Source organism: Erwinia endophytica, from assembly GCF_009295515.1.
GTDB lineage: Bacteria > Pseudomonadota > Gammaproteobacteria > Enterobacterales > Enterobacteriaceae > Erwinia > Erwinia endophytica.
The window spans coordinates 90371-112462 of the sequence record NZ_RQVV01000024.1 but is presented as its reverse complement, the minus strand read 5'-3'; the positions used below and the strand labels follow the sequence as shown (position 1 = coordinate 112462).

The following is a 22092-nucleotide window of genomic DNA, read 5'->3' as shown; positions in this document are numbered from 1 at the left end:
CTTCCGGCAGTGCTCGCAATCCTCACAGACTAAAGTATGCTGCGGTTGCTCCACGCTGGCGGTAACAAAACTCCCTTCGCCGATAACGCCCATTTATTAGGGGAATATTCTCTACACTTTTACAATGGGCTGGGGAGCAATCCCCATCCCAGCTCACTAACCGTTAAACCACCATCAGCAGTGCCAGGACCACCACGGCCCCGACACTCATGGAGGCGACATACCAGCGCAGATAACCGTTTTCGCTGACCACCAACCCTTTGTTCGCCAGGCGGGAGAACAGTGCCGGGATGTTCATCAGCACATTCAGCGGGTCGCTTTTTAGCAACCAGGCAATGAACAGATAAGGTTTGACGAAAACATTGTCATACAACCAGTCGAACCCCCAGGCGGCGAACCACCATGCACCGAGGAAACGACCTGGCGCGCTGTGGGCAATGCGCGTCACCAGCGAGCGTTTCCCCAGCCACAGGACCGCCGCCAGCAGGATCCCGACAATCGCCACCACGCCGGAGGTCATTTCCAGCGTCACCACGCTGCCATGCGCCAACTCAGTGGTATCTGGCAGGACGCCTTTGAGCGGTGGCACAATCATTGCGCCAATAAAGGTTGAGAGGCAAAGCAGTACCACCAGCGGCAAGTGATGGGTCACCCCTTTACCGGCATGAGCATGAATTTTCTCTTCGCCATGGAAAGTGATGAAAATCATCCGGAAGGTATACAACGAGGTCATAAACGCGCCGACCAGCCCGGCAACCATCAGGTTAAGGTGTCCGTTCGCCAGCGCACCAGCAAGGATCTCATCCTTACTGAAGAAGCCTGCGGTAATCAGCGGTAATGCTGACAACGCCGCGCCACCGACCAGGAAGCAGATATAAACCAGCGGAATGCTCTTACGCAGGCCGCCCATTTTAAAGATATTCTGCTCGTGATGGCAGGCAAGGATAACCGAACCGGAAGAGAGGAACAGTAATGCTTTAAAGAATGCATGGGTCATCAGATGGAAAATAGCCGCATCCCACGCCTGTACACCCAGGGCGAGGAACATATAACCGATCTGACTCATGGTGGAATAAGCGAGAACACGTTTGATATCGGTCTGCACCAACGCGGCAAAACCCGCCAACACCAACGTAATCGCCCCGATGATCCCAACCAGATGCAAGACCTCCGGCGTAAGCAGGAACAGGCCGTGGCTACGGGCAATCAAATAGACGCCCGCCGTCACCATGGTCGCCGCATGGATCAACGCAGAAACCGGCGTCGGACCGGCCATCGCATCCGCCAGCCACGTTTGTAGCGGCAACTGAGCAGATTTACCTACCGCGCCGCCCAACAACATCAGGGTTGCCCACTGCAACATGGTGTTATCCGCAGCAAAGTGGGCCGGCGCCAACGCTGCCATCTCGCGGAAGTTCAGTGTGCCCAGCTCGTTATAGAGAATGAACAAAGCAAAAGCGAGGAACACGTCACCGATACGCGTGATGATAAAGGCCTTCATCGCCGCTGCGCCGTTTTTCGCCTCGGTATAGTAGAAGCCAATCAGCAGGTAGGAACAAAGCCCCACGCCTTCCCAACCCAGATACATCAACATCAGATTATCGGCCAGCACCAGAACCACCATGCTGGCGATAAACAAGTTAGTGTAGGCAAAGAAGCGTGAGTAGCCTTCTTCTCCACGCATGTACCAGGAGGCGAACATATGGATAAAGAAGCCAACGCCGGTCACCACCGACAGCATCGTCAGTGACAGACCGTCAAGACTCAGGCTGACCTTGATATTGAAGTGCCCTACCTGCATCCACGTCCACAACGCCTGGTTAAAAACCGCCTGTCCGTGATGGAAAAAGTCGATGCCGACATAAATCGTCACCAGGGCCGCCAGACCGACGGATCCCATGCCCACGCTGGCAGACACATTTTCTGACCAGCGACCGCGGGAAAAAGCCAGCAGCACAAAGCCAATCAGCGGGAACAAAATGGTTAAATAGAGAAGGTTCATCCGCGCATCTCACTCACTTTATCAATGTTGAGGTTCTGACTGCGGCGATGCAGTTGCAATAACAGAGCCAGACCAATACTGGCTTCTGCGGCGGCCAGGCTGATCGCCAGGATGTACATCACCTGACCATCTGCCTGACCCCAATAGCTCCCGGCAACCACGAACGCCAATGCGGCGGCGTTGATCATGATCTCGAGGCTAATCAGCATAAACAACAAGTTGCGCCGGATTATCACGCCAGTCAGTCCGAGAACAAACAGGATGGCCGCCAGAATGAGGCCATGTTGTAATGGGATCATGCGTGTTCCTCCTGATTGCTTTGCACGGCATCCCCAGTGCGGTTACTCAACACTTCACCCGGACGCTGTTCGCGACCAATGTGGTAAGCCACCACCAGCCCGGCAAGCAACAACATAGAAGCCAGCTCCACTGCCAACACGTAAGAACCAAACAGGCTGACTCCCACGGCTTTCGCATCGATCATCTTGCCGTCGATGCCCTGGCCATGAACGGAGAGAATGGCGTAGACCATCACCAGCAGCAGCAGCAAAGAACAGAGACCGGGTCCCAGCCACACGCCCGGCTTGAGCCACTCTCGTTCCTGCGCCTGCACAGCATCCCCCAGATTCAACATCATCACCACAAACACGAACAGCACCATGATCGCCCCGGCATAAACGATGATTTCCAACGCGCCGGCAAAGTATGCCCCCAGCGAGAAAAACACCCCAGCCACCGCCAACAGGGAGATGATGAGATATAACAGTGCGTGGACCGGGTTGGTGTGAGTGATCACGCGTAATGTCGTGAGCACCGCCACCAGTCCGCAAAGATAAAACGCAAATTCCATGCCTGGCTCCTTAAGGTAACAAGCCCTTGACGTCGATAGGTTTAGCCTCGTTAGCGGCGTCACCCTTGTCTTTTCCATCGATCGCCATTCCCGCCATTCGGTAGAAATTATATTCCGGGTATTTACCCGGACCGGAAATCAGCAGGTTTTCTTTTTCGTACACCAGATCCTGACGCTTGAACTCACCCAGTTCGAAATCTGGGGTAAGCTGAATCGCAGTGGTCGGGCAAGCCTCTTCACACAGGCCACAGAAAATGCAGCGCGAGAAGTTGATACGGAAGAATTCGGGATACCAGCGGCCATCCGCCATTTCCGCTTTTTGCAACGAAATACAGCCGACGGGACAGGCTACCGCGCAAAGGTTACAGGCGACACAGCGCTCCTGACCATCGGGATCGCGGGTCAGCACAATGCGACCACGGTAACGCGGCGGCAGGTACACCGGTTCTTCCGGGTACATCATGGTTTCACGTTTCGCAAAGGCGTTTAAACCAATCAGTACGATACTGCGCACCGTGGTGCCGAATCCGACCAAAATATCTTTTAATGTCATGATCTTTCGCCCCTTACTGCGCGTTGTACAGAATCACTGCGGCCGTCGCCAGCAGGTTCAACAGCGTCAACGGCAGACATACTTTCCAGCCGAACGACATCACCTGGTCATAACGCGGACGCGGCAACGCAGCACGAATCAGAATGAACATCATCATGAAGAATGCCGTTTTGATAGCGAACCAGAAGAACGGTGGCAGCCATGGCCCATTCCAGCCACCGAAGAACAGTGTCACAATTAACGAAGATACCGTCACGATCCCGATGTATTCACCGACAAAGAACAGGCCGAATTTCATCCCGGCGTATTCAATGTGGTAACCATCAGCCAGTTCCTGCTCCGCTTCCGGCTGATCAAAGGGATGACGGTGACAAACCGCGACGCCGGCAATAGCGAAAGTAATAAAGCCAAAGAATTGCGGGATGATGTTCCACAGATGCTGCTGACTGTTAACGATATCGACCATATTGAACGATCCGGCCCGAGCCACCACGCCCATCAGCGACAACCCAAGAAACACTTCGTAACTCAGCGTCTGGGCAGAGGCACGCATCGCCCCCAGCAGGGAATATTTGTTATTACTGGACCAGCCAGCGAACAACACCGCATACACCGCCAGACCCGCCATCATCAGGAAAAACAACAGACCGATATTCAGGTCAGCGCCCATCCAGGTTGAGGTCACGGGTACAATAGCCATCGCCAGTAACAGCGAAGTAAAAGCGATCATTGGCGCGAGGGTGAAGATAACCCGATCAGTAAATGGCGGCGTCCAGTCCTCTTTAAAGAACATTTTGATCATATCCGCAACGAGTTGCAGCGACCCGCCCCAGCCGACGCGGTTGGGTCCGTAGCGGTTCTGGAACAAGCCCAGCAAACGACGTTCGCCAAAACTCATCAGTGCGCCACAAGCCACCACGACCAGCAGGATAACCAACGCTTTTACGACCGCGATGATGACCTCGATAACTTCCGGTGTCAGCCAGCTCATTGTGCTGCCTCCCGCAGATTGTCAATACTGGCGCCCAGCAGGAATGGCGGAATCCCCGGCATTCCCAATGGCAGACCAACCTGCCCTGCCTGCAACGAGTCTGAAAAACGCACCGGCAAACGCAGAATTTCACCTTCACAGATGAATTCAACCAACGTTCCGACATTCACGCCGAGCTTCGCGGCATCCTCTGGATTGACCATCACATAAGGTTCAGGCATACGTTGCTGAATAACAGCGGAACGTTGGGTCATCTCTTCACTACCGAACAGATGGAAATAAGGCGCCACACGCCAGTGGTGTTCCTGACGGACAAATGCCGCAGGTACCCCCTCAAACCAGTCGAGTTGACTGTCTCCGGCTTCAAACAGACGTACGCCGGGATCACCATTACGCAGTTTGCCGCCCACTTCGTCCTGGAATTTATTCCACGCCTGCGGGGAGTTCCAACCCGGAGCCCAGGCAAAAGGGATCTGCGAGCGGGGGGCTCCCGGCTGGTTGTTCCCTTCCATCGAGAAGGCAAACATGGTGTCTTTATCCTGCGGCTGGCGCGGTTCATGCACACTGATATTGGCGCGCATCGCGGTACGGCCACTGGCGCGGACGGGTGAACGGGACAGTTTCTGACCATGAATGCGGAAGCTGGCATCTGGCGCGGCATCTTTAATACCGGCCAGTTGCGGTAATGTCGCAACGCAGGCATCTATGACATGGTCGAGTTGCGTCCAGTCCACATCACGGCTATTGATGGTACTCTGCAACGCATGCAACCAGCGCCAGCTTTCCAGCATTTCCACTTTAGTATCGTAATAGGACGGATCATAAACCTGGAAGAAGCGCTGAGCCCGGCCTTCCTGATTCACCACCGTACCATCACTTTCAGCGAAGCTGGCGGAGGAAAGGATCAGCCCCGCTTTCTCCGTAGTGGGGGTACGCTGATGATCGATAACAATCACCTCCGGCGTATTACCCAGCACCGCGTCAACTTTCGCTTTCGCGACATGGCGATAGAGATCATTTTCCATGATTACCACCGCATCTGCCGCACCGTTTTCCAGTTCGCTTAATGCGGCTTCAAGCGGTTGGCCGCCAATCATCCCCAGACCAACACTGTTAACCGCATCGGCCAACAACGTCATCCCGACATCGGCACCACGGCCTTTTAGCGCTTTGGCAACGTTTGCCGCCGCCTGAATCATGGCTTCACTGCCGGCATGGACGCCGGAAATAATCAGCGGCTTTTTCGCGCTGGCCAGCGCCTGGACCACTACGTCAATCTTATTACTCAGTGCGCGGTCAAGACCTTCCACCGCCGGCGCGCGCTCATCCAGCGCATGAGCGATAGCAAAACCGACACGCGCCTGATCTTCCACCGGGGCACGATAGCTCCACGCCGCGATGTCATCCAGCCGGGTGGCATCCACGTTAGTGACAAACAACGGATATTTGGCGTGCTGACCAATGTTGATGATGGCAGCAATCTGCCAGTCTGCCACTTTCTGAGCGGCGGCCATCTCGCGCGCTTTACCTTTCACCGCCTGACGCACCGACAACGCCATGCGCGCTCCGACCTGAGTCAGGTCCTCCCCCAACACCAGCACCGCATCATAACTTTCGATTTCACGCAGCGCCGGCGTATGAATGCCGCTGTCGCGCAGTACTTTCAGCATCAGCTCCATCTGGGCTTGCTCAGCGGCAGGAATACCGGTAGAGAAGTTTTCCGCGCCAACCAGATCACGCAAAGCAAAATTGCTCTCCACACTGGCCCGGGGTGAACCGATACCGATAACTCTCTTCGCCTGACGCAACACATCGGCCGCCCCCTGTACCGCCTGTTCTGCGTTCAGCATGATCCAGTCGTTACCCCGACGCTGCATGGGCTGGCGAGGTCGGTCTTTCAGGTTCACATAGCCATAACCAAAGCGGCCACGATCACAAAGGAAGTACTGGTTGACGGTACCGTTATAGCGGTTTTCGATCCGGCGCAGTTCGCCATAGCGCTCACCCGGACTGGTATTACAGCCAATGCTGCACTGCTGGCAAATGCTTGGGGCATATTGCATATCCCATTTACGGTTATAGCGCTCGGAGTGAGTTTTATCGGTGAATACGCCAGTGGGACAAATCTCAACCAGGTTACCGGAAAATTCACTCTCCAGCGCCCCGTCTTCCGGACGACCGAAGTAGACATTATCGTGTGCGCCGTAAACGCCCAGATCCGTACCGTCAGCATAATCTTTGTAATAACGCACGCAACGATAACAAGCGATACAACGGTTCATCTCATGAGAAATAAACGGCCCAAGATCCTGATTGCGGTGAGTACGTTTAGTGAAACGGTAGCGGCGGAAACTATGACCGGTCATCACGGTCATGTCCTGCAAATGACAGTTTCCCCCCTCTTCACAAACGGGGCAATCGTGGGGATGATTGGTCATCAGCCATTCCACCACGCTTTCACGGAATTCTTTTGCTTCGCTATCATCAATAGCGATGAAAGTCCCCTCCGCTGCCGGTGTCATACAGGACATCACCAGGCGGCCACGGGTATCTTCGGCATTTTGAAATTGCTTCACCGCGCACTGGCGGCAGGCCCCTACGCTACCCAGCGCCGGATGCCAGCAAAAATAAGGAATATCAAGGCCGAGTGAGAGGCAAGCCTGCAACAAGTTGTCTGCCCCATCGACGTCATATTCTTTACCGTCTACATGAATTGTAGCCATAGTGAACATGCTTCCGTAAGGCTCGGATTACCGAGCGTTAAACACAATTCCTTTACCCTTCATTTCCGCTCACAGCAGCGTTAACGGCGTTATCTTCCCCCGGTCACTGACTTGTAGCGCCCGGGGATGCGTTCTCTTGTTGCCTTGCCGTGACCAGAAAGTTATTGGGTAAAATCAACGATGACTTCTCGCATCTTAATTCTTAGCTTTACCAGCGAGCTTTCAGCAGGTTCTCCTGAATGCCAGCGATAGCATGCACATTGCTGTAAACCTGTGGCGCAATGCCCGCTTCAAACTCTTCACGGAAATATTTAATCGCACTCTGCAACGGCTCTACTGCACCTGGCGCATGGGCGCAAAAAGTTTTACCCGGGCCAAGCTGACGACAAAGTTGCAGCAGGGTCTCGATATCGCCCGGTTGCCCTTCTTTCCGCTCCAACGCGCGCAGAATTTTGACACTCCACGGCAAGCCATCACGACATGGCGTACACCATCCACAAGATTCACGGGCAAAGAACTCTTCCAGATTGCGCACCAACGACACCATATTGATTTCATGGTCAACCGCCATCGCCAGCGCGGTACCAAGACGGCTGCCTGCTTTACCGATACTGGAGAACTCCATCGGCAGGTCGAGGTGCGACTCCGTCAGGAAGTCAGTCCCTGCGCCCCCTGGCTGCCAGGCTTTAAACATCAGACCCTCGCGCATGCCGCCGGCATAATCCTCCAGAATTTCACGTGCAGTGATGCCAAACGGCAATTCCCAGACGCCCGGATTTTTGACCCGGCCGGAGAAGCCCATCATTTTAGTGCCAGTGTCATCGCTGGTTGAGATGCCCTTGTACCAGTCAACGCCATTGGCGATGATCGCCGGAACATTGGACAGGGTTTCCACGTTGTTCACACAGGTCGGTTTACCCCATGCACCCGCGGAGGCCGGGAATGGCGGCTTGGAACGCGGGTTAGCGCGACGACCTTCGAGCGAGTTAATCAGTGCGGTTTCTTCGCCGCAGATATAACGCCCTGCCCCGGTGTGAACCATCAGCTCAAAATCAAACCCCGTGCCGAGAATATTTTTCCCCAGGTAGCCTGCAGCAGTTGCCTCCGCTATCGCCCGGCGTAAATTCGCAGCGGCTTCGATGTATTCACCGCGCAGGAAAATGTAACCACGGTAAGCTTTCAGGGCAAAAGCGGCGATCAGCATCCCTTCCACCAGTTGATGCGGCATTTGTTCCATCAACAGGCGGTCTTTATAGGTACCGGGTTCCATCTCATCGGCGTTACACAGCAGGTAACGGATGTTCATCGACTCGTCTTTCGGCATCAGACTCCACTTCAACCCGGTGGAGAAACCCGCGCCACCGCGGCCTTTCAGACCTGAATCTTTCACCGCGGTCACAATATCTTCCTGCGACATGGTCTTCAGTGCCTTCTCGGCACCGGCATAACCGTTTTTACTGCGATATTCATCAAAAAATACCGGCTGTTTATCATCACGTAGACGCCAGGTCAGCGGATGCGTCTCCGCAGTACGAATGATCGTTTTGAATGTCATTGATACTGCTCCAGTAAAGTAGCGATATTTTCCGGCGTCAGGTGCACATGGGTATCTTCATCCACCATCATTGTCGGCCCCTTGTCGCAATTACCGAGACAGCAGGTTGGCAGCAGCGTGAAGCGTCCATCCGCCGTGGTCTGGCCTGGCTTAATCTGCAAATTCTCTTCCAGCGCCGCCTGGATCCCCTGATACCCGGTGATATGGCACACCACACTGTCGCAATACCGGATCACGTGACGACCAACCGGCTGACGGAAGATCTGGCTGTAGAATGTCGCCACGCCTTCCACGTCACTGGCCGGGATACCCAAGACGTCAGCGATCGCGTTGATCGCGCCGTCCGGTACCCATCCTCGTTGCTTCTGAACAATTTTCAACGCTTCGATCGATGCAGCCCGAGGATCTTCGTAATGGTGCTTTTCATGCTCGATGGCGTCATGTTCAGCTGCACTCAGCACAAAAGTCGCGTTATCTTCGATCGTTTCGATCGCAATTTTTTGATCGTGCATAATTAGCGGTCCACGTCTGACATAACAAAATCGATACTGCCGAGGTACACGATCAGATCGGATACCAGGCTGCCGTTTATCACCGAAGGGATCTGCTGCAAATGGGGGAAACTTGGCGTACGCACACGTGTACGGTAGCTCATCGTGCTACCGTCGCTGGTCAGGTAGTAGCTGTTAATCCCTTTGGTCGCCTCAATCATCTGGAAGGATTCGTTGGCTGGCATCACCGGCCCCCAGGAAACCTGCAGGAAGTGAGTGATCAGCGTTTCGATATGCTGCAACGTGCGCTCTTTCGGCGGCGGCGTGGTCAGTGGATGGTCGGCCTTGAACGGGCCTTCCGGCATATTTTTCAGGCACTGTTCCAGGATGCGCAAACTCTGACGCATTTCTTCCATCTTCAGCATGACCCGGCTATAAGCGCAACTCACGCCATCGCCAATCGGCACCTCGAAGTCGAAGTTTTGATAACCGGAATACGGGCGCCATTTACGCACATCGAAATCCAGGCCTGTGGCACGCAGGGCAGCCCCGGTGGTTCCCCACGCCAGAGCCTCATCCAGCCCGTAAGCGGCAACGCCTTTGGCGCGACCAATTAACACTGAATTTTTCAGCGCGGTTTGTTCGTAAGCCTTCAGACGTTTTGGCAACCAGTCAAGGAACTCACGCAGTAAGCGCTCCCACCCTTTCGGCAGGTCATGCGCTACTCCCCCAATGCGGAACCAGGCCGGATGCATCCGGAAACCGGTAATGGCTTCCACCACATCATAAATTTTCTGGCGATCGGTAAAGGCAAAGAACACCGGGGACATTGCCCCAACATCCTGAATAAAAGTAGAAATGTATAGCAGATGGCTGTTGATGCGGAACAGCTCTGAAAGCATCACACGGATGACCTCAACGCGCTCCGGCACTTTGATCCCGGCCAGTTTCTCAACAGCCAGCACGTATGGCATTTCATTGACGCAGCCACCCAGGTATTCAATGCGGTCAGTATAAGGAATGTAGCTGTGCCATGACTGACGCTCACCCATCTTCTCCGCGCCACGGTGGTGATACCCCACATCAGGCACGCAGTCGACTATCTCTTCACCATCCAGTTGTAGAATGATACGAAAAGCGCCATGCGCAGAGGGGTGGTTCGGCCCAAGGTTGAGGAACATAAAGTCTTCGTTGGCGGTGCCACGCTTCATGCCCCACTCTTCAGGCTTGAAAGTCATCTCCTCCATCGCCAGGTCTTCCGTCTGCTTAGTCAGCTCGAACGGATCAAACTCGGTGGCGCGCGCCGGATAGTCCTTGCGCAGAGGATGCCCTTCCCAGCTCTGCGGCATCATGATGCGCGTCAGATGAGGGTGACCATCGAAGGTAATGCCGAACATTTCCCAGGTCTCACGCTCATACCAGTTTGCGTTAGGGAAAAGTCGGGTCAGGGTTGGCACATGCAGGTCTTTTTCAGACAATGCCACCTTGAGCATGATGTCGCGATTACGTTCAATGGAAATAAAATGATAGAAAACAGAAAAATCTGCGGCAGGCAATCCAGCGCGATGGGTGCGCAAACGTTCATCCATTCCGTGGAGGTCATACAGCATCACATACGGTTTCGGCAGTTTGCGCAGAAACTCGGTTATTTCCAGTAACTGTTCACGCTTCACCCAGACGACCGGAACACCGGTACGGGTTGGCTGAATGGTAAAGGCATCTGGCCCAAAACGATTACGCAGCTCGCCGACAACTGGATCATCCAGATGATCGCGGGTTTGCCATTCAGGCTGTGCGAGTTGTTGCGTGGTTAAATCTGTCATAAGTCGTTCACCATGTGTGTGACTCGGTGTTAGCGTCAGGATGAGGCGGGCGCGTGTTGTATTTTTTATGCGCCAGATCAGTCAGACCACATCCATTAATAACGCACTTTAAATCTCGTCAGGCGTACGCAGATTCGTGACCGCGATGCGTTCACCCTGCTTCCTTTCGCGTTCTGATGGCATATTGGCGCGATAAACCCCCTGATCGCCCACCACCCACGACAGTGGACGGCGCTCTTTACCGATCGATTCCTGCAACAGAAGCAGCGCTTGCATATAAGCTTCAGGACGCGGTGGACAACCGGGTATATACACGTCAACCGGCAGAAACTTGTCCACACCCTGTACCACAGAATAAATATCGTACATGCCACCTGAGTTGGCACAGGCTCCCATTGATATAACCCACTTCGGTTCCAGCATCTGGTCGTAAAGACGCTGCACCACCGGGGCCATCTTGGTGAAACAGGTACCAGCGACCACCATGAAGTCAGCCTGACGCGGCGAGGCACGAATAACTTCCGAGCCAAAGCGAGCGACATCATGGACCGCAGTAAATGAGGTGGTCATCTCGACATAACAACAAGAAAGACCGAAGTTAAACGGCCACAGAGAGTTTTTACGTCCCCAATTCACCATATCGTGCAAAGCATGCTCAAGCTTGCCCATATAAACGGTTTGGTTGACATGCTTTTCCAGAGGATCGCTAACGATCTCCTGTTTCTGCAGTGGGTAACGGTCATTCTCACCGTCCGGGTCTGCGCGGGTGAGCGTATAATCCATCTTTATGCCTCGCTGTTACTGCGTATGACGATTGGCGTGCGAAATGGTCGTTGGCCTGGCCACGAGACGCCGGGGCGCCGGGGCCCAATCCAGAGCGCGGACACGCACCAGATAAACCAGACCAGCAAGCAGTACCAAAATGAAAATAGTGGCTTCGACAAAGCCTACCCACCCGCTCTCGCGGATGGCGGTCGACCATGCGTATAAATAGAGGGCTTCAACGTCGAAGATGACGAAGAACATTGCAACCAGATAGAACTTCGCAGACATGCGCAGCTTGGCGGTCCCGACGGGGGCGGCCCCAGACTCAAAAGGCGTATTGGTATAGCGTCCACGTGCTTTTCCGCCCAAAAACCATGCCCCGGCCAGCATTGCACAACACAGTCCGATCGCAACGATGAGAAATACGGCAAACGCCCAGTGATGAGCGACGACTTCGGTAGTTGTTGACATACACTCTGCTTATATTCAACACGTGGTGTCTGGCGTCCTGCTCTGATAGTCGGCAGGTTACCCACCACACGATTTAAAGGAAAAATAAAAAACCGCATGAAGGCTGCTGTCTTTATTGATTATGCAGCAATTTTATAATTTTTTCACTTATTTCTATAACCTTTCAGCAACCTTAGCGAATCACTCAAGACATTAGTTTACATTAGATACATTTATTTAACATATGATGCGCACTAAGTGAGCTAAATCGAGTCAGTTTCACCCAGTGAATATAAGTGTAATGGATATTCCCCTACATGTATCGTGGATTTAGTAGACTCTATTCTCGCAGGAATTACGTCTTTTTCCTGCCCCTTTATAGGGTTATTTTTTTGATCCAGAACACACTTTTATCTTTTATGAGAAAAAATTGACCTGGCCTGTAGATTGATCAAGATCAATTCAAGGTCTGAGGCGGCGAATTGATAACGCATCAAAATGATTCGTGGGAGGAGGTGATATTATGGCATCAACAGGAGAAAAAAAGCGTAACATCCCCACCGGTACTGGGGATAAAAAACCATAAAAAAAGCCTTTCAGTGTCATTAGACGCTGGAAGGCTTTTAAAATGCGACCGACTTCAGGCTGCAGGTACGTTGCGATGTGAGCCACCCTACTCACTGACCCGTCCTGGCTCAGCAGAACGCGCACCGGTCCTCTTACTGCAGCGTGAATTATTCAGGCTGTATTCGCCTCTAAAAAATCATCATCCGATTGCCACAACAAATCGCGAAGATTTTATTCATCGTCATCCGAGAAAGAAGCGCTGTCGCGTCCCGTCGCGGTCAGGTTATAGGGATCACTGCTCGCTTCCATGGCATTGAAGATGGCCTGTGCCAGTTCATTGTCGCTTTCCGGATTACGACAAAGTAAATACTCCGTATCCGGGAGAACGGGTAAGCCTTCAGCCGCCCCCATAACACGTAACTCAGGACTCATCATCTCTACCGGGCGGGCCGTGACCCCCAGCCCCGCCTTCACAGCGGCGCGTACCGCAGCCAGCGTTGAAGCGACATAAGAAATGCGCCACGGGATACCTGCCTCGTTGAGATGATCAATGGCCATATCACGATACGGACTTGGCTCATCCAACAGCACCAGTGGGATTGCTTCTCCGCGCTGGAAGATGTAGTCGGCCGCACAGTACCAGAGCGTTGGCGACGTCCGTAATACTTGCCAGGTAAAATTCATCGGGCTGGAGGTGGTCACCACCAGGTCAACCTCACCCTGATTTAACATTTCCATCATGAACGGATTACGCTTCACCCGCACATCAATGGCCAATTTAGGATAGACCGAGGTCACCCGGTTTAGCAGGAACGGTAAAATAGTATCTGACGTATCATCAGATGCACCAATGGTTAACACCCCCTGAATATTGCTGTACATCAGGGAGGTACAGGCCTCGTCGTTAAAACGCAGGATCTTTCTTGCGTATCCCAACAGTTGAATGCCATGTTCGGTCAACAGTTTGTTGCGACCATGACGGGCGAACAACTCTTTACCTACTAATTGTTCCAACCGCTGCATCTGCTGACTGACGGCAGACTGCGTACGGCAGACTGCCGCCGCTGCCGCCGCGAAGGTGTTCAGATCGGCAACAGCGACGAAGGTTCTCAGCAGATCGAGGTCAAGATTGAGAATTGGACGATTTGCACTAGTCATGTTTTCTTCACTTTATAAGATTTTTAATAACAACTACCCTGGTGTCATTACCAGCCGTATCAAAGAGATATGGCGATAACAATGGCGTGATATGAGCGATGTTAAGTCTCCGCTATATCTCGTTCTTCCGCAGATGTTGCAACCTCAGCGGCCATAATTATCTGCGACAGGCATTGCAGATCGAGCCGCCAACAGGTTCTTACATCTGATACATCACTAATGCACGCAACACTAACCCATAAATTGCGGAAAGCAGCGCTGAAATGGTCAATTAACTCCGCAGTCTGACAGGCAAACCTGGCCCACAGTACTGTCAGTGTAAAACAACCATAAGAAATTGAACAATCGGAACACTGTAATCACAGTATAACAATAATAAATTAATCTTAACATTTAAGACCAAAAACGGGAGAACATCTTGTCTGTGAATACAGAAACGCTCCGCGTAAAACTCCCATGGGCATTATCCTGACATACTGTCGGTTACTTTTTAAGCCCAAATGAGATTATTCTTATCAATAAAGTCAGATTTTATTGGTCAAATGCTGTTAGCTTGGTCAGCTGGAACAAAAATTTATCATTCAATGCCATGTTACCCATCCGGACAACGAAATGACGCAAACATTGGTGTCACCTTCGCTCAGGAGAACAGATTGTCATCAAGTTCACTTTCCAATCAATTTATTAAGAACAATTTGACAATCCTACCACCCCCATAAATCCACCAGATTTTACCCAATAGCGATAAAAACACCGCCTACGCCAAATGGATGTTTCTAAAGCGCATGATCCCACTTCAAAAGCGCTTTAGAGAGGAGTACATTGTGCGGATTCATTTTTCCACGGCAGGAATGCAGTTCCGTCAAAGGCATAAGAAATGATCCCAATTGATAAATCCAGCAAACTGGACAACGTTTGCTATGACATCCGTGGCCCGGTGTTAAAAGAAGCAAAGCGACTGGAAGAAGAAGGTAATAAAGTCCTCAAGCTCAATATTGGCAACCCTGCCCCATTTGGTTTTGAAGCGCCTGACGAAATCCTCGTTGATGTGATCCGCAACCTGCCTAGTGCGCAGGGCTATTGCGATTCTAAAGGGCTCTACTCTGCCCGTAAGGCCATTGTGCAACATTATCAGGCACGCGACATGCACGACATGACCGTGGAAGATGTCTATATTGGCAACGGCGTGTCCGAACTGATCGTTCAGTCGATGCAGGCACTATTAAACAGCGGCGACGAGATGCTGGTTCCGGCCCCGGATTATCCCTTGTGGACTGCGGCGGTCTCACTTTCCAGCGGTAAAGCCGTGCACTATCTCTGCGATGAGTCAGCTGGCTGGTTCCCCGATCTTGATGATATTCGGAGTAAAATCACCCCGCGTACTCGCGGTATTGTGATAATCAACCCGAACAACCCAACGGGTGCAGTCTACAGTAAAGCGCTCTTGCAAGAAGTCGTTGAACTGGCCCGTCAGCATAATTTGATCATTTTCGCTGATGAAATTTACGACAAGATCCTCTATGACGCAGCACAGCACCATTCCATCGCCGCACTGGCACCGGATCTGCTGACTATCACCTTCAATGGTCTGTCTAAAACCTATCGTGTGGCTGGCTTTCGCCAGGGCTGGATGGTGCTTAATGGCCCGAAAAAGCATGCCAGGGGTTATATTGAAGGGTTGGAAATGCTGGCGTCAATGCGCCTGTGCGCCAATGTCCCGGCACAGCATGCCATTCAAACCGCGCTGGGCGGCTATCAGAGCATCAGCGAATTTATCATGCCGGGAGGCAGACTGTACGAACAGCGCCAACGTGCGTGGGAACTGATCAACGATATTCCTGGCGTCAGTTGCGTGAAACCGGATGGCGCTCTGTATATGTTCCCGAAGATCGATGCGAACAAGTTTAACCTGCATGACGATCAGAAAATGGTACTGGATTTCCTGCTGCAGGAAAAAGTATTGCTGGTTCAGGGCAGCGCCTTTAACTGGCCGTGGCCTGACCATGTGCGCATCGTTACACTGCCGCATGTGAATGACCTGGAAATGGCGGTGGGTAAATTTGGCCGTTTCCTTGAGAACTATCATCAGTAATTCCCCTGCTCCCCGACAGGATGTCTACCGATAGCACTGCTTCTTGCCGGGTGATCAGGTTATACTGGGGTTTCGGGGCCGGATTTTCGGCTCTGTTCCCCAGACACAGGAAAACAGCCCCCCATGAGTCAAAGTCATTTTTTTGCCCATCTCTCCCGTCTGAAATTGATCAACCGCTGGCCGCTGATGCGCAACGTGCGCACGGAGAACGTCTCCGAACACAGTCTGCAGGTCGCGATGGTGGCTCATGCCCTCGCCGTGATAAAAAACCACAAGTTTAACGGCAATCTCAATGCCGAGCGCATCGCACTGATGGCGATGTATCATGATGCCAGTGAAGTATTGACCGGCGATCTCCCTACGCCGGTGAAGTACTACAACGCGCAGATCGCACATGAATACAAGAAAATTGAGAAAATCGCCCAGTTGAAACTGATTGAGATGTTGCCAGAAGAACTGCGTGACGCTTATCGCCCATTGCTGGATGAACATCAGCGCAGTGAAGACGAGACGGCTATTGTCAAACAAGCCGACGCGCTGTGCGCCTACCTGAAATGTCTGGAAGAGCTCGCCGCTGGCAACCACGAGTTTCAGTTGGCCAAAGCGAGACTGGAAAAAACGCTGACAGAACGCCACAGCCCAGAGATGGACTATTTCGTCGAGGTGTTTGTTCCCAGCTTTAATCTTTCTCTGGACGAGATAAGCCAGGAATCACTTTAAGCGGTTAAAACGGAAACAGTACCGGTACCAGCAACACACTGACCACCATGATCAACAGAGTAAACGGTACGCCAACCTTCACAAAATCGCTGAAGCGATATCCCCCGGGGCCCAGTATCAGCGTGTTTACCGGTGATGAAACTGGCGTCATAAAGGCCGCTGAAGCCGCCACGGCAATGATCAACGTGAAAGGATAGGGAGAGACGCCCATTTGCTGCGCGGCAGCTACGCCGATTGGCGCCATCAGTACTGCCGTAGCCGTATTCGAAATAAACAGACCGATAGTGGCACACAGCACAAACAGACAGAGCAACATCACATATGGGCTTCTGCCCCCGGCCAGGTCCATCAGCCCGTCAACGATCAACTTCACGCCGCCGGTTTTCTGCAACGCCAGTGCAAAGGGCATCATGCCGACAATCAGAACAATACTCGGCCAGTGGATAGCTTTATAGGCGCTATCCATATCGATACAGCGAAACTTCCCCATCAGCAGGCAGGCAATCAACGCCGCGACCGGATTGGGTATTTCGTTGGTGAGCATCATCGCCACCATGAGCGCCAGACAAAATATTGCATGCGGCGCCTGGCTGCTGGCAGGCGCGACATCGTCCACTTCAACGGGCATATTAAGCACAATCAGATCACGCTTTTGCTGCTGTAGTTGAGTGATTTTTTTCCAGTCGCCGATCACCAGCAGAATATCACCCAGTTCCAGCGCCAGATCATTCAGCGCCCCGTCCTGCACCGCCCCCCGGCGACGTACCCCGATAACGCTGACGCCAAAACGCGTACGAAAGGCGATTTCCCGCAGGTTCTTTCCCTGTAGTTCCGAATCCGGGATAACCAACACCTCCGCCATGCCTACGTCCTGCGCGCGATCTGAAAAATACTCACCCCGCAGGATCATCGGCTCCAGTTGATTTTCGCTACAGAATTCGCGTAAATCGATCTCTGCCGCTGACATATCAATCAGCAGAACATCATTGGAATAAAACTCGGTGGTGCCTGTCACCGGAACCATCACCCGTCGGAATTTACGCCAGCGTTCCAGCCCAACCACATTGATGCCGTAACGTTGGCGCAGTTGCAAATCATCCAACGGGCGACCAATCAATGACGAACCGGGGCGCACCGCTAACCTTCGTGCCCGTCCGCTGAGCTTATAATCGTGGATTAAATCGCGGAAGGTCCTCCTGACACGCTTTTTAGCCTCATCCTGATGAGTCGGCGTTACCAGCCAGAGCCGGGCTACCAACATGTAACCAATCCCCAGCACCAGCGCCACCAGCCCGATGGGCGTGACATCGAAAAAACCGAATCCCGGTATCCCGTTGCGCAGCAGCTCACTGTTAACCACCAGATTTGGCGGCGTTGCCACCAGGGTCATCATCCCGCTGATCAGCCCGGCAAAACTCAATGGCATCATCAGTCGTCCGGGGGAGGTGTTCATTTTTGCCGCCACGCCAATCACTACCGGGATAAAAATAGCAACCACCCCGGTTGAACTCATAAACGCCCCCAGCCCGGCCACGGTTGCCATCAGCAGCACCAGCATTTTAGTTTCGCTACTGCCAGCGACTTTGATCAGCCATTCGCCCATTCTCAACGCCACACCGGTACGCACCAATCCTTCACCAATCACGAACAATGCGGCAATCAGGATAACATTGGGATCGCTAAAGCCCATCGTGGCTTCCTGTAAGGTCAGTGTACCGCTGAGGACGAAAGCGACGATGACCAGTAGCGCCACCACATCCATCCGTAATTTGCCGCAGATAAACAGAAGAATAGCGATGACTAACAGACTGAGAACCCAGATCAGCTCTTTATTCACGATCAGTCTCTTTGCGAAGGGAGAACATGGCAAAAATTACCATAAAATAAACCCCGCTAATGCGAGGTTAAATCATCATTTAGTGTTTCCGGTGCACCGCGATAGTGCCGTCCGGACTTTTGTGAATAATCAACTCTTCCAGTGAGTTGATCAGCATATCCACCTCTTCCAATCGGGGGGAACCAACCGGCGCGTTAACCGCAATCACATGACAGCCCGCCGCCAGCCCAGAGAGGATCCCGGCCGCCGCGTCTTCCACGACTACGCACTCTTCCGGCTCCAGTTCCAGCAATTGAGCACCAAGCAGGTAAGCATCCGGCGCTGGTTTGCCATTCTGCACTCGCTCGGCCGTCACCCATTCCTCCGGTTCAGGTAACCCGGCAGCGCGCCGACGAGCCGAGGCGACAGGTATAGAGCCAGAGGTAACAATCGCCCACGGAATATCCAATTCGTTTAGGGTATAAAGCAACTGTAGCGCGCCTGGCAGTGCAACAATGCCATCAATGTCTTCCGCTTCGGCTTTTTCCAGCGCGGAGAACGCCTGTTGGATTTCCTCTTCCGAAGCCCCAACCATAAAATGGCGCAGTGAGGTGATAGCCTGCTTGCCATGAATGAAGTTCAACACTTCATCGGCGGCAATACCATGCCGCCGGGCCCAGTTTGCCCAGGCTCGCTCGACTGCCGGAAGTGAGTCCACCAGCGTACCGTCTAAATCAAACAGAAAACCTTTACACTTCACTGCGTTTTTCCTTCTCACTCAGGCATTGATAATCTGCGCGATTTCATTCGCGCTCAAATGGTACTGCCTTGGGCAGGTGTGCCATACTGTCAGCATGCGTTGATACTTTTCCCACATTGGCGTCTGCGCATTAAAACCGTGGGAGCCAGAATCAAAATGAGTGTAACGCCCTTCCACATTAACCATAAAGCGTACGTAGCCGAGGTAGCGAGCTTCCGTCGCCGCATCAAACCCAAGGAAGGCCAGGCGCCGCTCTTCAATCGCGGAAGCTTCTTTCAAATTGGTCCAGGACACGTGCAGCGCATGGTGCATTTCCATTATATCGATAATGGTGCGGCAGACATCCTCGGTTAGTTGGCCAAACTCATGATCGAGTTCACGCATTTGCAAACCATAGCCACGTTCAATAATCGTTTGCTGACGGCGATAACGCTCGGCGTTATCCGGATCAAGCATGCTCATCATTTTATACTGGTTGGAGAGGATCAGCCGTTGGGCATGGGTCATTTCCATCATTCACTCCTGTGTCGCAGGGACAAGATATAACGTTGAAGGGGATGACGTAAGGATCGCATAACCCGCATTAACACGGCATAACAAACCAACGCTTTTTTGATGTAAACCGGGTTTTCGCCTGAACAGCGGAGAAAACCCCGCGACATTACAGATCGTCGAGAAAGGTTTTATCCAACTGTTTGAATGCCCGTTTCAGAACATCAGCCAGTGACTGGTAGGTCGGTTTACCTTCTACCGGCGCCAGCGCCTGGCCTGCAGCCAACAGTTTTTCCCGCACATCATGGAACCAGTTCAACAATCCTGGTGGCAATGGCGTTATCGATCGCTTACCTAACCACCAAAGCCCTTGCATCGGCAAGCTACAGGCAAACACTGCGGTAGCGACAGATGGACCAAGCTGTCCACCCAACGCAACCTGCCAGGCCATAGTGAACACCGCCAGCGGCGGCATAAAACGGACAGCAAAACGGGTAGCTTTCGTCACTCGATTCTCTGGAAACATTGGAGCGAGGCGCTTATCGACAGGCCATGTCTTCATATAATGCTGTCCATGCTGGAACAGTTTAAACCAACCGACTGAGCCGGATTCATTAGCCATGTCTGACCTCAATTTTTGAGATAGAAGTTAAACAAAAAACACAACACAACAACTTTATCTTACATCTTTCAAAATATTTTGTCTTTAAAGGACACTCTGGTTATCCTGTCCCCGCTGATTTACTGGCTGTTACCATTTGTGCGGCCAGTTTGCTGAAGCCCGCGCAGGGAGCGAGGCAAAATTCAAAAAATCTCGGCATTTTTATGCAATTTTTTTGCTTTCGGACAAAATTTACCGACAGCATAACATTCATCATTAATGTACCAGCTTTCATGCGCTACGCTGATAAGCTGACTGAGTTTTTTTTCACCACATCTAACCAATAGGGACCTTCCATGTCGAGTAAGTTAGTTTTGGTTCTGAACTGCGGTAGTTCCTCACTCAAGTTTGCCATTATCGATCCGGCAACCGGTGATGAATTCCTCTCCGGTTTAGCCGAATGTTTCCATCTGCCAGAAGCCCGGATCAAATGGAAAATGGAAGGCGCTAAGCAGGAAGCGGAACTGGGCGCTGGCGCAGCCCATAGCGAAGCACTTAATTTCATTGTTAAGTCTATCCTGGCACAAAAACCTGAACTGTCTGCACAAATCACTGCGATAGGTCACCGTATTGTTCATGGTGGTGAGAAGCTGACGAAGTCAGTGATCATCGACCAGCATGTTCTTCAGGGCATCAAAGATGCGTCGTCCTTCGCGCCACTGCATAATCCGGCGCACCTGATCGGTATCAGTGAAGCGATGAAAAATTTTCCGCACCTTTCTGATAAGAATGTCGCCGTTTTCGATACCGCATTCCATCAGACTATGCCGGAAGAATCCTACCTTTATGCCCTGCCGTACGCGTTGTATAAAGAGCATGGCGTTCGTCGCTATGGCGCACACGGCACCAGCCACTACTATGTTACTCATGAAGCAGCCAAAATGCTGAACAAGCCACTGGAGCAGGTGAACATTATCACCTGCCATTTGGGTAATGGCGGTTCTGTCTCGGCAATCCGTAACGGTGAGTGCGTGGATACCTCAATGGGGCTAACCCCGTTGGAAGGCCTGGTCATGGGGACGCGTTCCGGTGATATCGATCCAGCCATTGTCTTCTTCCTGCACGACACGCTGGGGATGAGTGTTGACGCCATCAATAAAATGTTGACCAAAGAGTCTGGCCTGTTGGGTCTGACTGGCGTGACCAGCGATTGTCGCTATGTGGAAGAGAACTACACCACTAAAGAAGACGCGAAACGGGCAATGAGCGTGTATTGCCACCGCCTGGCGAAATACATCGGTTCTTACTCGGCGCTGATGGAGGGTCGTCTGGACGCGGTTGTCTTCACTGGCGGCATCGGTGAGAATGCCACTATGGTTCGTGAGCTCACACTGAATAAACTGGCGCTGCTGGGCTTTGAAGTGGATCACCAACGCAACCTGGACGCTCGCTTCGGCAAAGCGGGCTTCATTAATAAAGAAGGCACCCGACCAACCCTGGTCATCCCAACCAATGAAGAATTGGTGATTGCCCAGGATGCCAGCCGCCTGACGGCTTAAGAGATACTCACACCGCCAGTTTTTACTGGCGGTGTTGTTTTCCGACACCAAACAAAATATCCAGAATTGTTGACAGCTCAAAAAGCAGCACGTTAACGCCTCTTCAAATACTTATTCCAGTAAG

19 protein-coding genes are annotated in these 22092 nt (G+C 52.4%); 3 read left to right on the top strand and 16 right to left on the bottom strand.

Translation table 11 applies throughout. The features are described 5' to 3' along the window. Positions 1 to 163: 163 nt before the first annotated feature. From nuoL to lrhA, 12 genes are all read right to left on the bottom strand, one after another. Complete coding sequence (gene nuoL / locus EH228_RS08555; protein WP_152321255.1) at positions 164 to 2002, bottom strand: NADH-quinone oxidoreductase subunit L; 1839 nt, start codon at positions 2000 to 2002, stop codon at positions 164 to 166. Next, positions 1999 to 2301 (bottom strand): NADH-quinone oxidoreductase subunit NuoK, encoded by a 303-nt coding sequence (nuoK, locus tag EH228_RS08550; RefSeq protein ID WP_034916091.1) that lies wholly within the window; start codon positions 2299 to 2301, stop codon positions 1999 to 2001. Before nuoK ends, nuoL begins: the two co-directional genes overlap by 4 nt. Further along, the gene (nuoJ, locus tag EH228_RS08545; protein ID WP_152321254.1) at positions 2298 to 2852 is read right to left on the bottom strand and encodes an NADH-quinone oxidoreductase subunit J; all 555 of its coding nucleotides are present in this window, start codon (positions 2850 to 2852) and stop codon (positions 2298 to 2300) included. Before nuoJ ends, nuoK begins: the two co-directional genes overlap by 4 nt. Before the next feature lie 10 nt (positions 2853 to 2862). Further along, positions 2863 to 3405, bottom strand: coding sequence for an NADH-quinone oxidoreductase subunit NuoI (gene nuoI / locus EH228_RS08540; RefSeq protein ID WP_152321253.1), 543 nt, complete (start codon positions 3403 to 3405; stop codon positions 2863 to 2865). Between the two features lie 13 nt (positions 3406 to 3418). Continuing rightward, positions 3419 to 4396 carry an NADH-quinone oxidoreductase subunit NuoH gene (nuoH, locus tag EH228_RS08535; protein ID WP_152321252.1) on the bottom strand — a complete coding sequence of 326 codons (978 nt, stop codon included), beginning with the start codon at positions 4394 to 4396 and terminating at the stop codon, positions 3419 to 3421. Further along, entirely contained in the window at positions 4393 to 7119 is a 2727-nt protein-coding gene (nuoG, locus tag EH228_RS08530) for an NADH-quinone oxidoreductase subunit NuoG (RefSeq protein ID WP_152321251.1), read from the bottom strand. The genes nuoH and nuoG overlap by 4 nt, the downstream gene beginning before the upstream one ends. A 208-nt stretch (positions 7120 to 7327) precedes the next feature. Further along, positions 7328 to 8674: an NADH-quinone oxidoreductase subunit NuoF gene (gene nuoF, locus EH228_RS08525; protein WP_152321250.1), complete on the bottom strand. Its 1347-nt coding sequence runs from the start codon at positions 8672 to 8674 to the stop codon at positions 7328 to 7330. Then, positions 8671 to 9186 (bottom strand): NADH-quinone oxidoreductase subunit NuoE, encoded by a 516-nt coding sequence (gene nuoE, locus EH228_RS08520; protein WP_152321249.1) that lies wholly within the window; start codon positions 9184 to 9186, stop codon positions 8671 to 8673. The genes nuoF and nuoE overlap by 4 nt, the downstream gene beginning before the upstream one ends. A 2-nt stretch (positions 9187 to 9188) precedes the next feature. Beyond that, complete coding sequence (gene nuoC, locus EH228_RS08515) at positions 9189 to 10988, bottom strand: NADH-quinone oxidoreductase subunit C/D (protein ID WP_152321248.1); 1800 nt, start codon at positions 10986 to 10988, stop codon at positions 9189 to 9191. Between the two features lie 108 nt (positions 10989 to 11096). After that, entirely contained in the window at positions 11097 to 11771 is a 675-nt protein-coding gene (locus tag EH228_RS08510; RefSeq protein ID WP_152321247.1) for a NuoB/complex I 20 kDa subunit family protein, read from the bottom strand. A 15-nt stretch (positions 11772 to 11786) separates the two neighbouring features. Continuing rightward, positions 11787 to 12224 (bottom strand): NADH-quinone oxidoreductase subunit A, encoded by a 438-nt coding sequence (locus EH228_RS08505; RefSeq protein ID WP_152321246.1) that lies wholly within the window; start codon positions 12222 to 12224, stop codon positions 11787 to 11789. A 777-nt stretch (positions 12225 to 13001) separates the two neighbouring features. After that, on the bottom strand, positions 13002 to 13928 hold the full coding sequence (gene lrhA / locus EH228_RS08500; RefSeq protein WP_152321245.1) for a transcriptional regulator LrhA: 927 nt from the start codon (positions 13926 to 13928) through the stop codon (positions 13002 to 13004). Positions 13929 to 14805: 877 nt separating this feature from the next. Here lrhA and EH228_RS08495 point away from each other — a divergent pair. Both EH228_RS08495 and yfbR read left to right on the top strand, forming a co-directional pair. Continuing rightward, entirely contained in the window at positions 14806 to 16020 is a 1215-nt protein-coding gene (locus EH228_RS08495; protein WP_152321244.1) for a pyridoxal phosphate-dependent aminotransferase, read from the top strand. Between the two features lie 123 nt (positions 16021 to 16143). After that, positions 16144 to 16740: a 5'-deoxynucleotidase gene (gene yfbR, locus EH228_RS08490; RefSeq protein WP_152321243.1), complete on the top strand. Its 597-nt coding sequence runs from the start codon at positions 16144 to 16146 to the stop codon at positions 16738 to 16740. A 4-nt stretch (positions 16741 to 16744) separates the two neighbouring features. On the opposite strand, the gene EH228_RS08485 is transcribed toward yfbR, so the two are convergent. From EH228_RS08485 to yfbV, 4 genes are all read right to left on the bottom strand, one after another. Beyond that, positions 16745 to 18577 (bottom strand): SLC13 family permease, encoded by a 1833-nt coding sequence (locus EH228_RS08485; protein ID WP_152321242.1) that lies wholly within the window; start codon positions 18575 to 18577, stop codon positions 16745 to 16747. A gap of 79 nt (positions 18578 to 18656) precedes the next feature. Beyond that, positions 18657 to 19316 (bottom strand): sugar phosphatase, encoded by a 660-nt coding sequence (locus tag EH228_RS08480; protein WP_152321241.1) that lies wholly within the window; start codon positions 19314 to 19316, stop codon positions 18657 to 18659. A gap of 18 nt (positions 19317 to 19334) precedes the next feature. Continuing rightward, entirely contained in the window at positions 19335 to 19829 is a 495-nt protein-coding gene (locus tag EH228_RS08475) for a YfbU family protein (protein WP_152321322.1), read from the bottom strand. 148 nt (positions 19830 to 19977) lie between these two features. Beyond that, a complete protein-coding gene (yfbV, locus tag EH228_RS08470; RefSeq protein ID WP_152321240.1) occupies positions 19978 to 20430 on the bottom strand; it encodes a terminus macrodomain insulation protein YfbV in 453 nt (150 codons plus the stop codon). 335 nt (positions 20431 to 20765) lie between these two features. On the opposite strand from yfbV, the gene ackA reads away from it, so the two are divergent. Then, positions 20766 to 21968, top strand: a complete 1203-nt coding sequence (gene ackA, locus EH228_RS08465; protein WP_152321239.1) for an acetate kinase — start codon at positions 20766 to 20768, stop codon at positions 21966 to 21968. Positions 21969 to 22092 lie beyond the last annotated feature (124 nt).

What these genes read in the sequence shown, in the direction of transcription:
- nuoL (WP_152321255.1), bottom strand. Translation starts at nt 2,002, where the DNA reads ATGAACCTTCTCTATTTAACCATTTTGTTCCCGCTGATTGGCTTTGTG.
- nuoK (WP_034916091.1), bottom strand. Translation starts at nt 2,301, where the DNA reads ATGATCCCATTACAACATGGCCTCATTCTGGCGGCCATCCTGTTTGTT.
- nuoJ (WP_152321254.1), bottom strand. Translation starts at nt 2,852, where the DNA reads ATGGAATTTGCGTTTTATCTTTGCGGACTGGTGGCGGTGCTCACGACA.
- nuoI (WP_152321253.1), bottom strand. Translation starts at nt 3,405, where the DNA reads ATGACATTAAAAGATATTTTGGTCGGATTCGGCACCACGGTGCGCAGT.
- nuoH (WP_152321252.1), bottom strand. Translation starts at nt 4,396, where the DNA reads ATGAGCTGGCTGACACCGGAAGTTATCGAGGTCATCATCGCGGTCGTA.
- nuoG (WP_152321251.1), bottom strand. Translation starts at nt 7,119, where the DNA reads ATGGCTACAATTCATGTAGACGGTAAAGAATATGACGTCGATGGGGCA.
- nuoF (WP_152321250.1), bottom strand. Translation starts at nt 8,674, where the DNA reads ATGACATTCAAAACGATCATTCGTACTGCGGAGACGCATCCGCTGACC.
- nuoE (WP_152321249.1), bottom strand. Translation starts at nt 9,186, where the DNA reads ATGCACGATCAAAAAATTGCGATCGAAACGATCGAAGATAACGCGACT.
- nuoC (WP_152321248.1), bottom strand. Translation starts at nt 10,988, where the DNA reads ATGACAGATTTAACCACGCAACAACTCGCACAGCCTGAATGGCAAACC.
- EH228_RS08510 (WP_152321247.1), bottom strand. Translation starts at nt 11,771, where the DNA reads ATGGATTATACGCTCACCCGCGCAGACCCGGACGGTGAGAATGACCGT.
- EH228_RS08505 (WP_152321246.1), bottom strand. Translation starts at nt 12,224, where the DNA reads ATGTCAACAACTACCGAAGTCGTCGCTCATCACTGGGCGTTTGCCGTA.
- lrhA (WP_152321245.1), bottom strand. Translation starts at nt 13,928, where the DNA reads ATGACTAGTGCAAATCGTCCAATTCTCAATCTTGACCTCGATCTGCTG.
- EH228_RS08495 (WP_152321244.1), top strand. Translation starts at nt 14,806, where the DNA reads ATGATCCCAATTGATAAATCCAGCAAACTGGACAACGTTTGCTATGAC.
- yfbR (WP_152321243.1), top strand. Translation starts at nt 16,144, where the DNA reads ATGAGTCAAAGTCATTTTTTTGCCCATCTCTCCCGTCTGAAATTGATC.
- EH228_RS08475 (WP_152321322.1), bottom strand. Translation starts at nt 19,829, where the DNA reads ATGGAAATGACCCATGCCCAACGGCTGATCCTCTCCAACCAGTATAAA.
- yfbV (WP_152321240.1), bottom strand. Translation starts at nt 20,430, where the DNA reads ATGGCTAATGAATCCGGCTCAGTCGGTTGGTTTAAACTGTTCCAGCAT.
- ackA (WP_152321239.1), top strand. Translation starts at nt 20,766, where the DNA reads ATGTCGAGTAAGTTAGTTTTGGTTCTGAACTGCGGTAGTTCCTCACTC.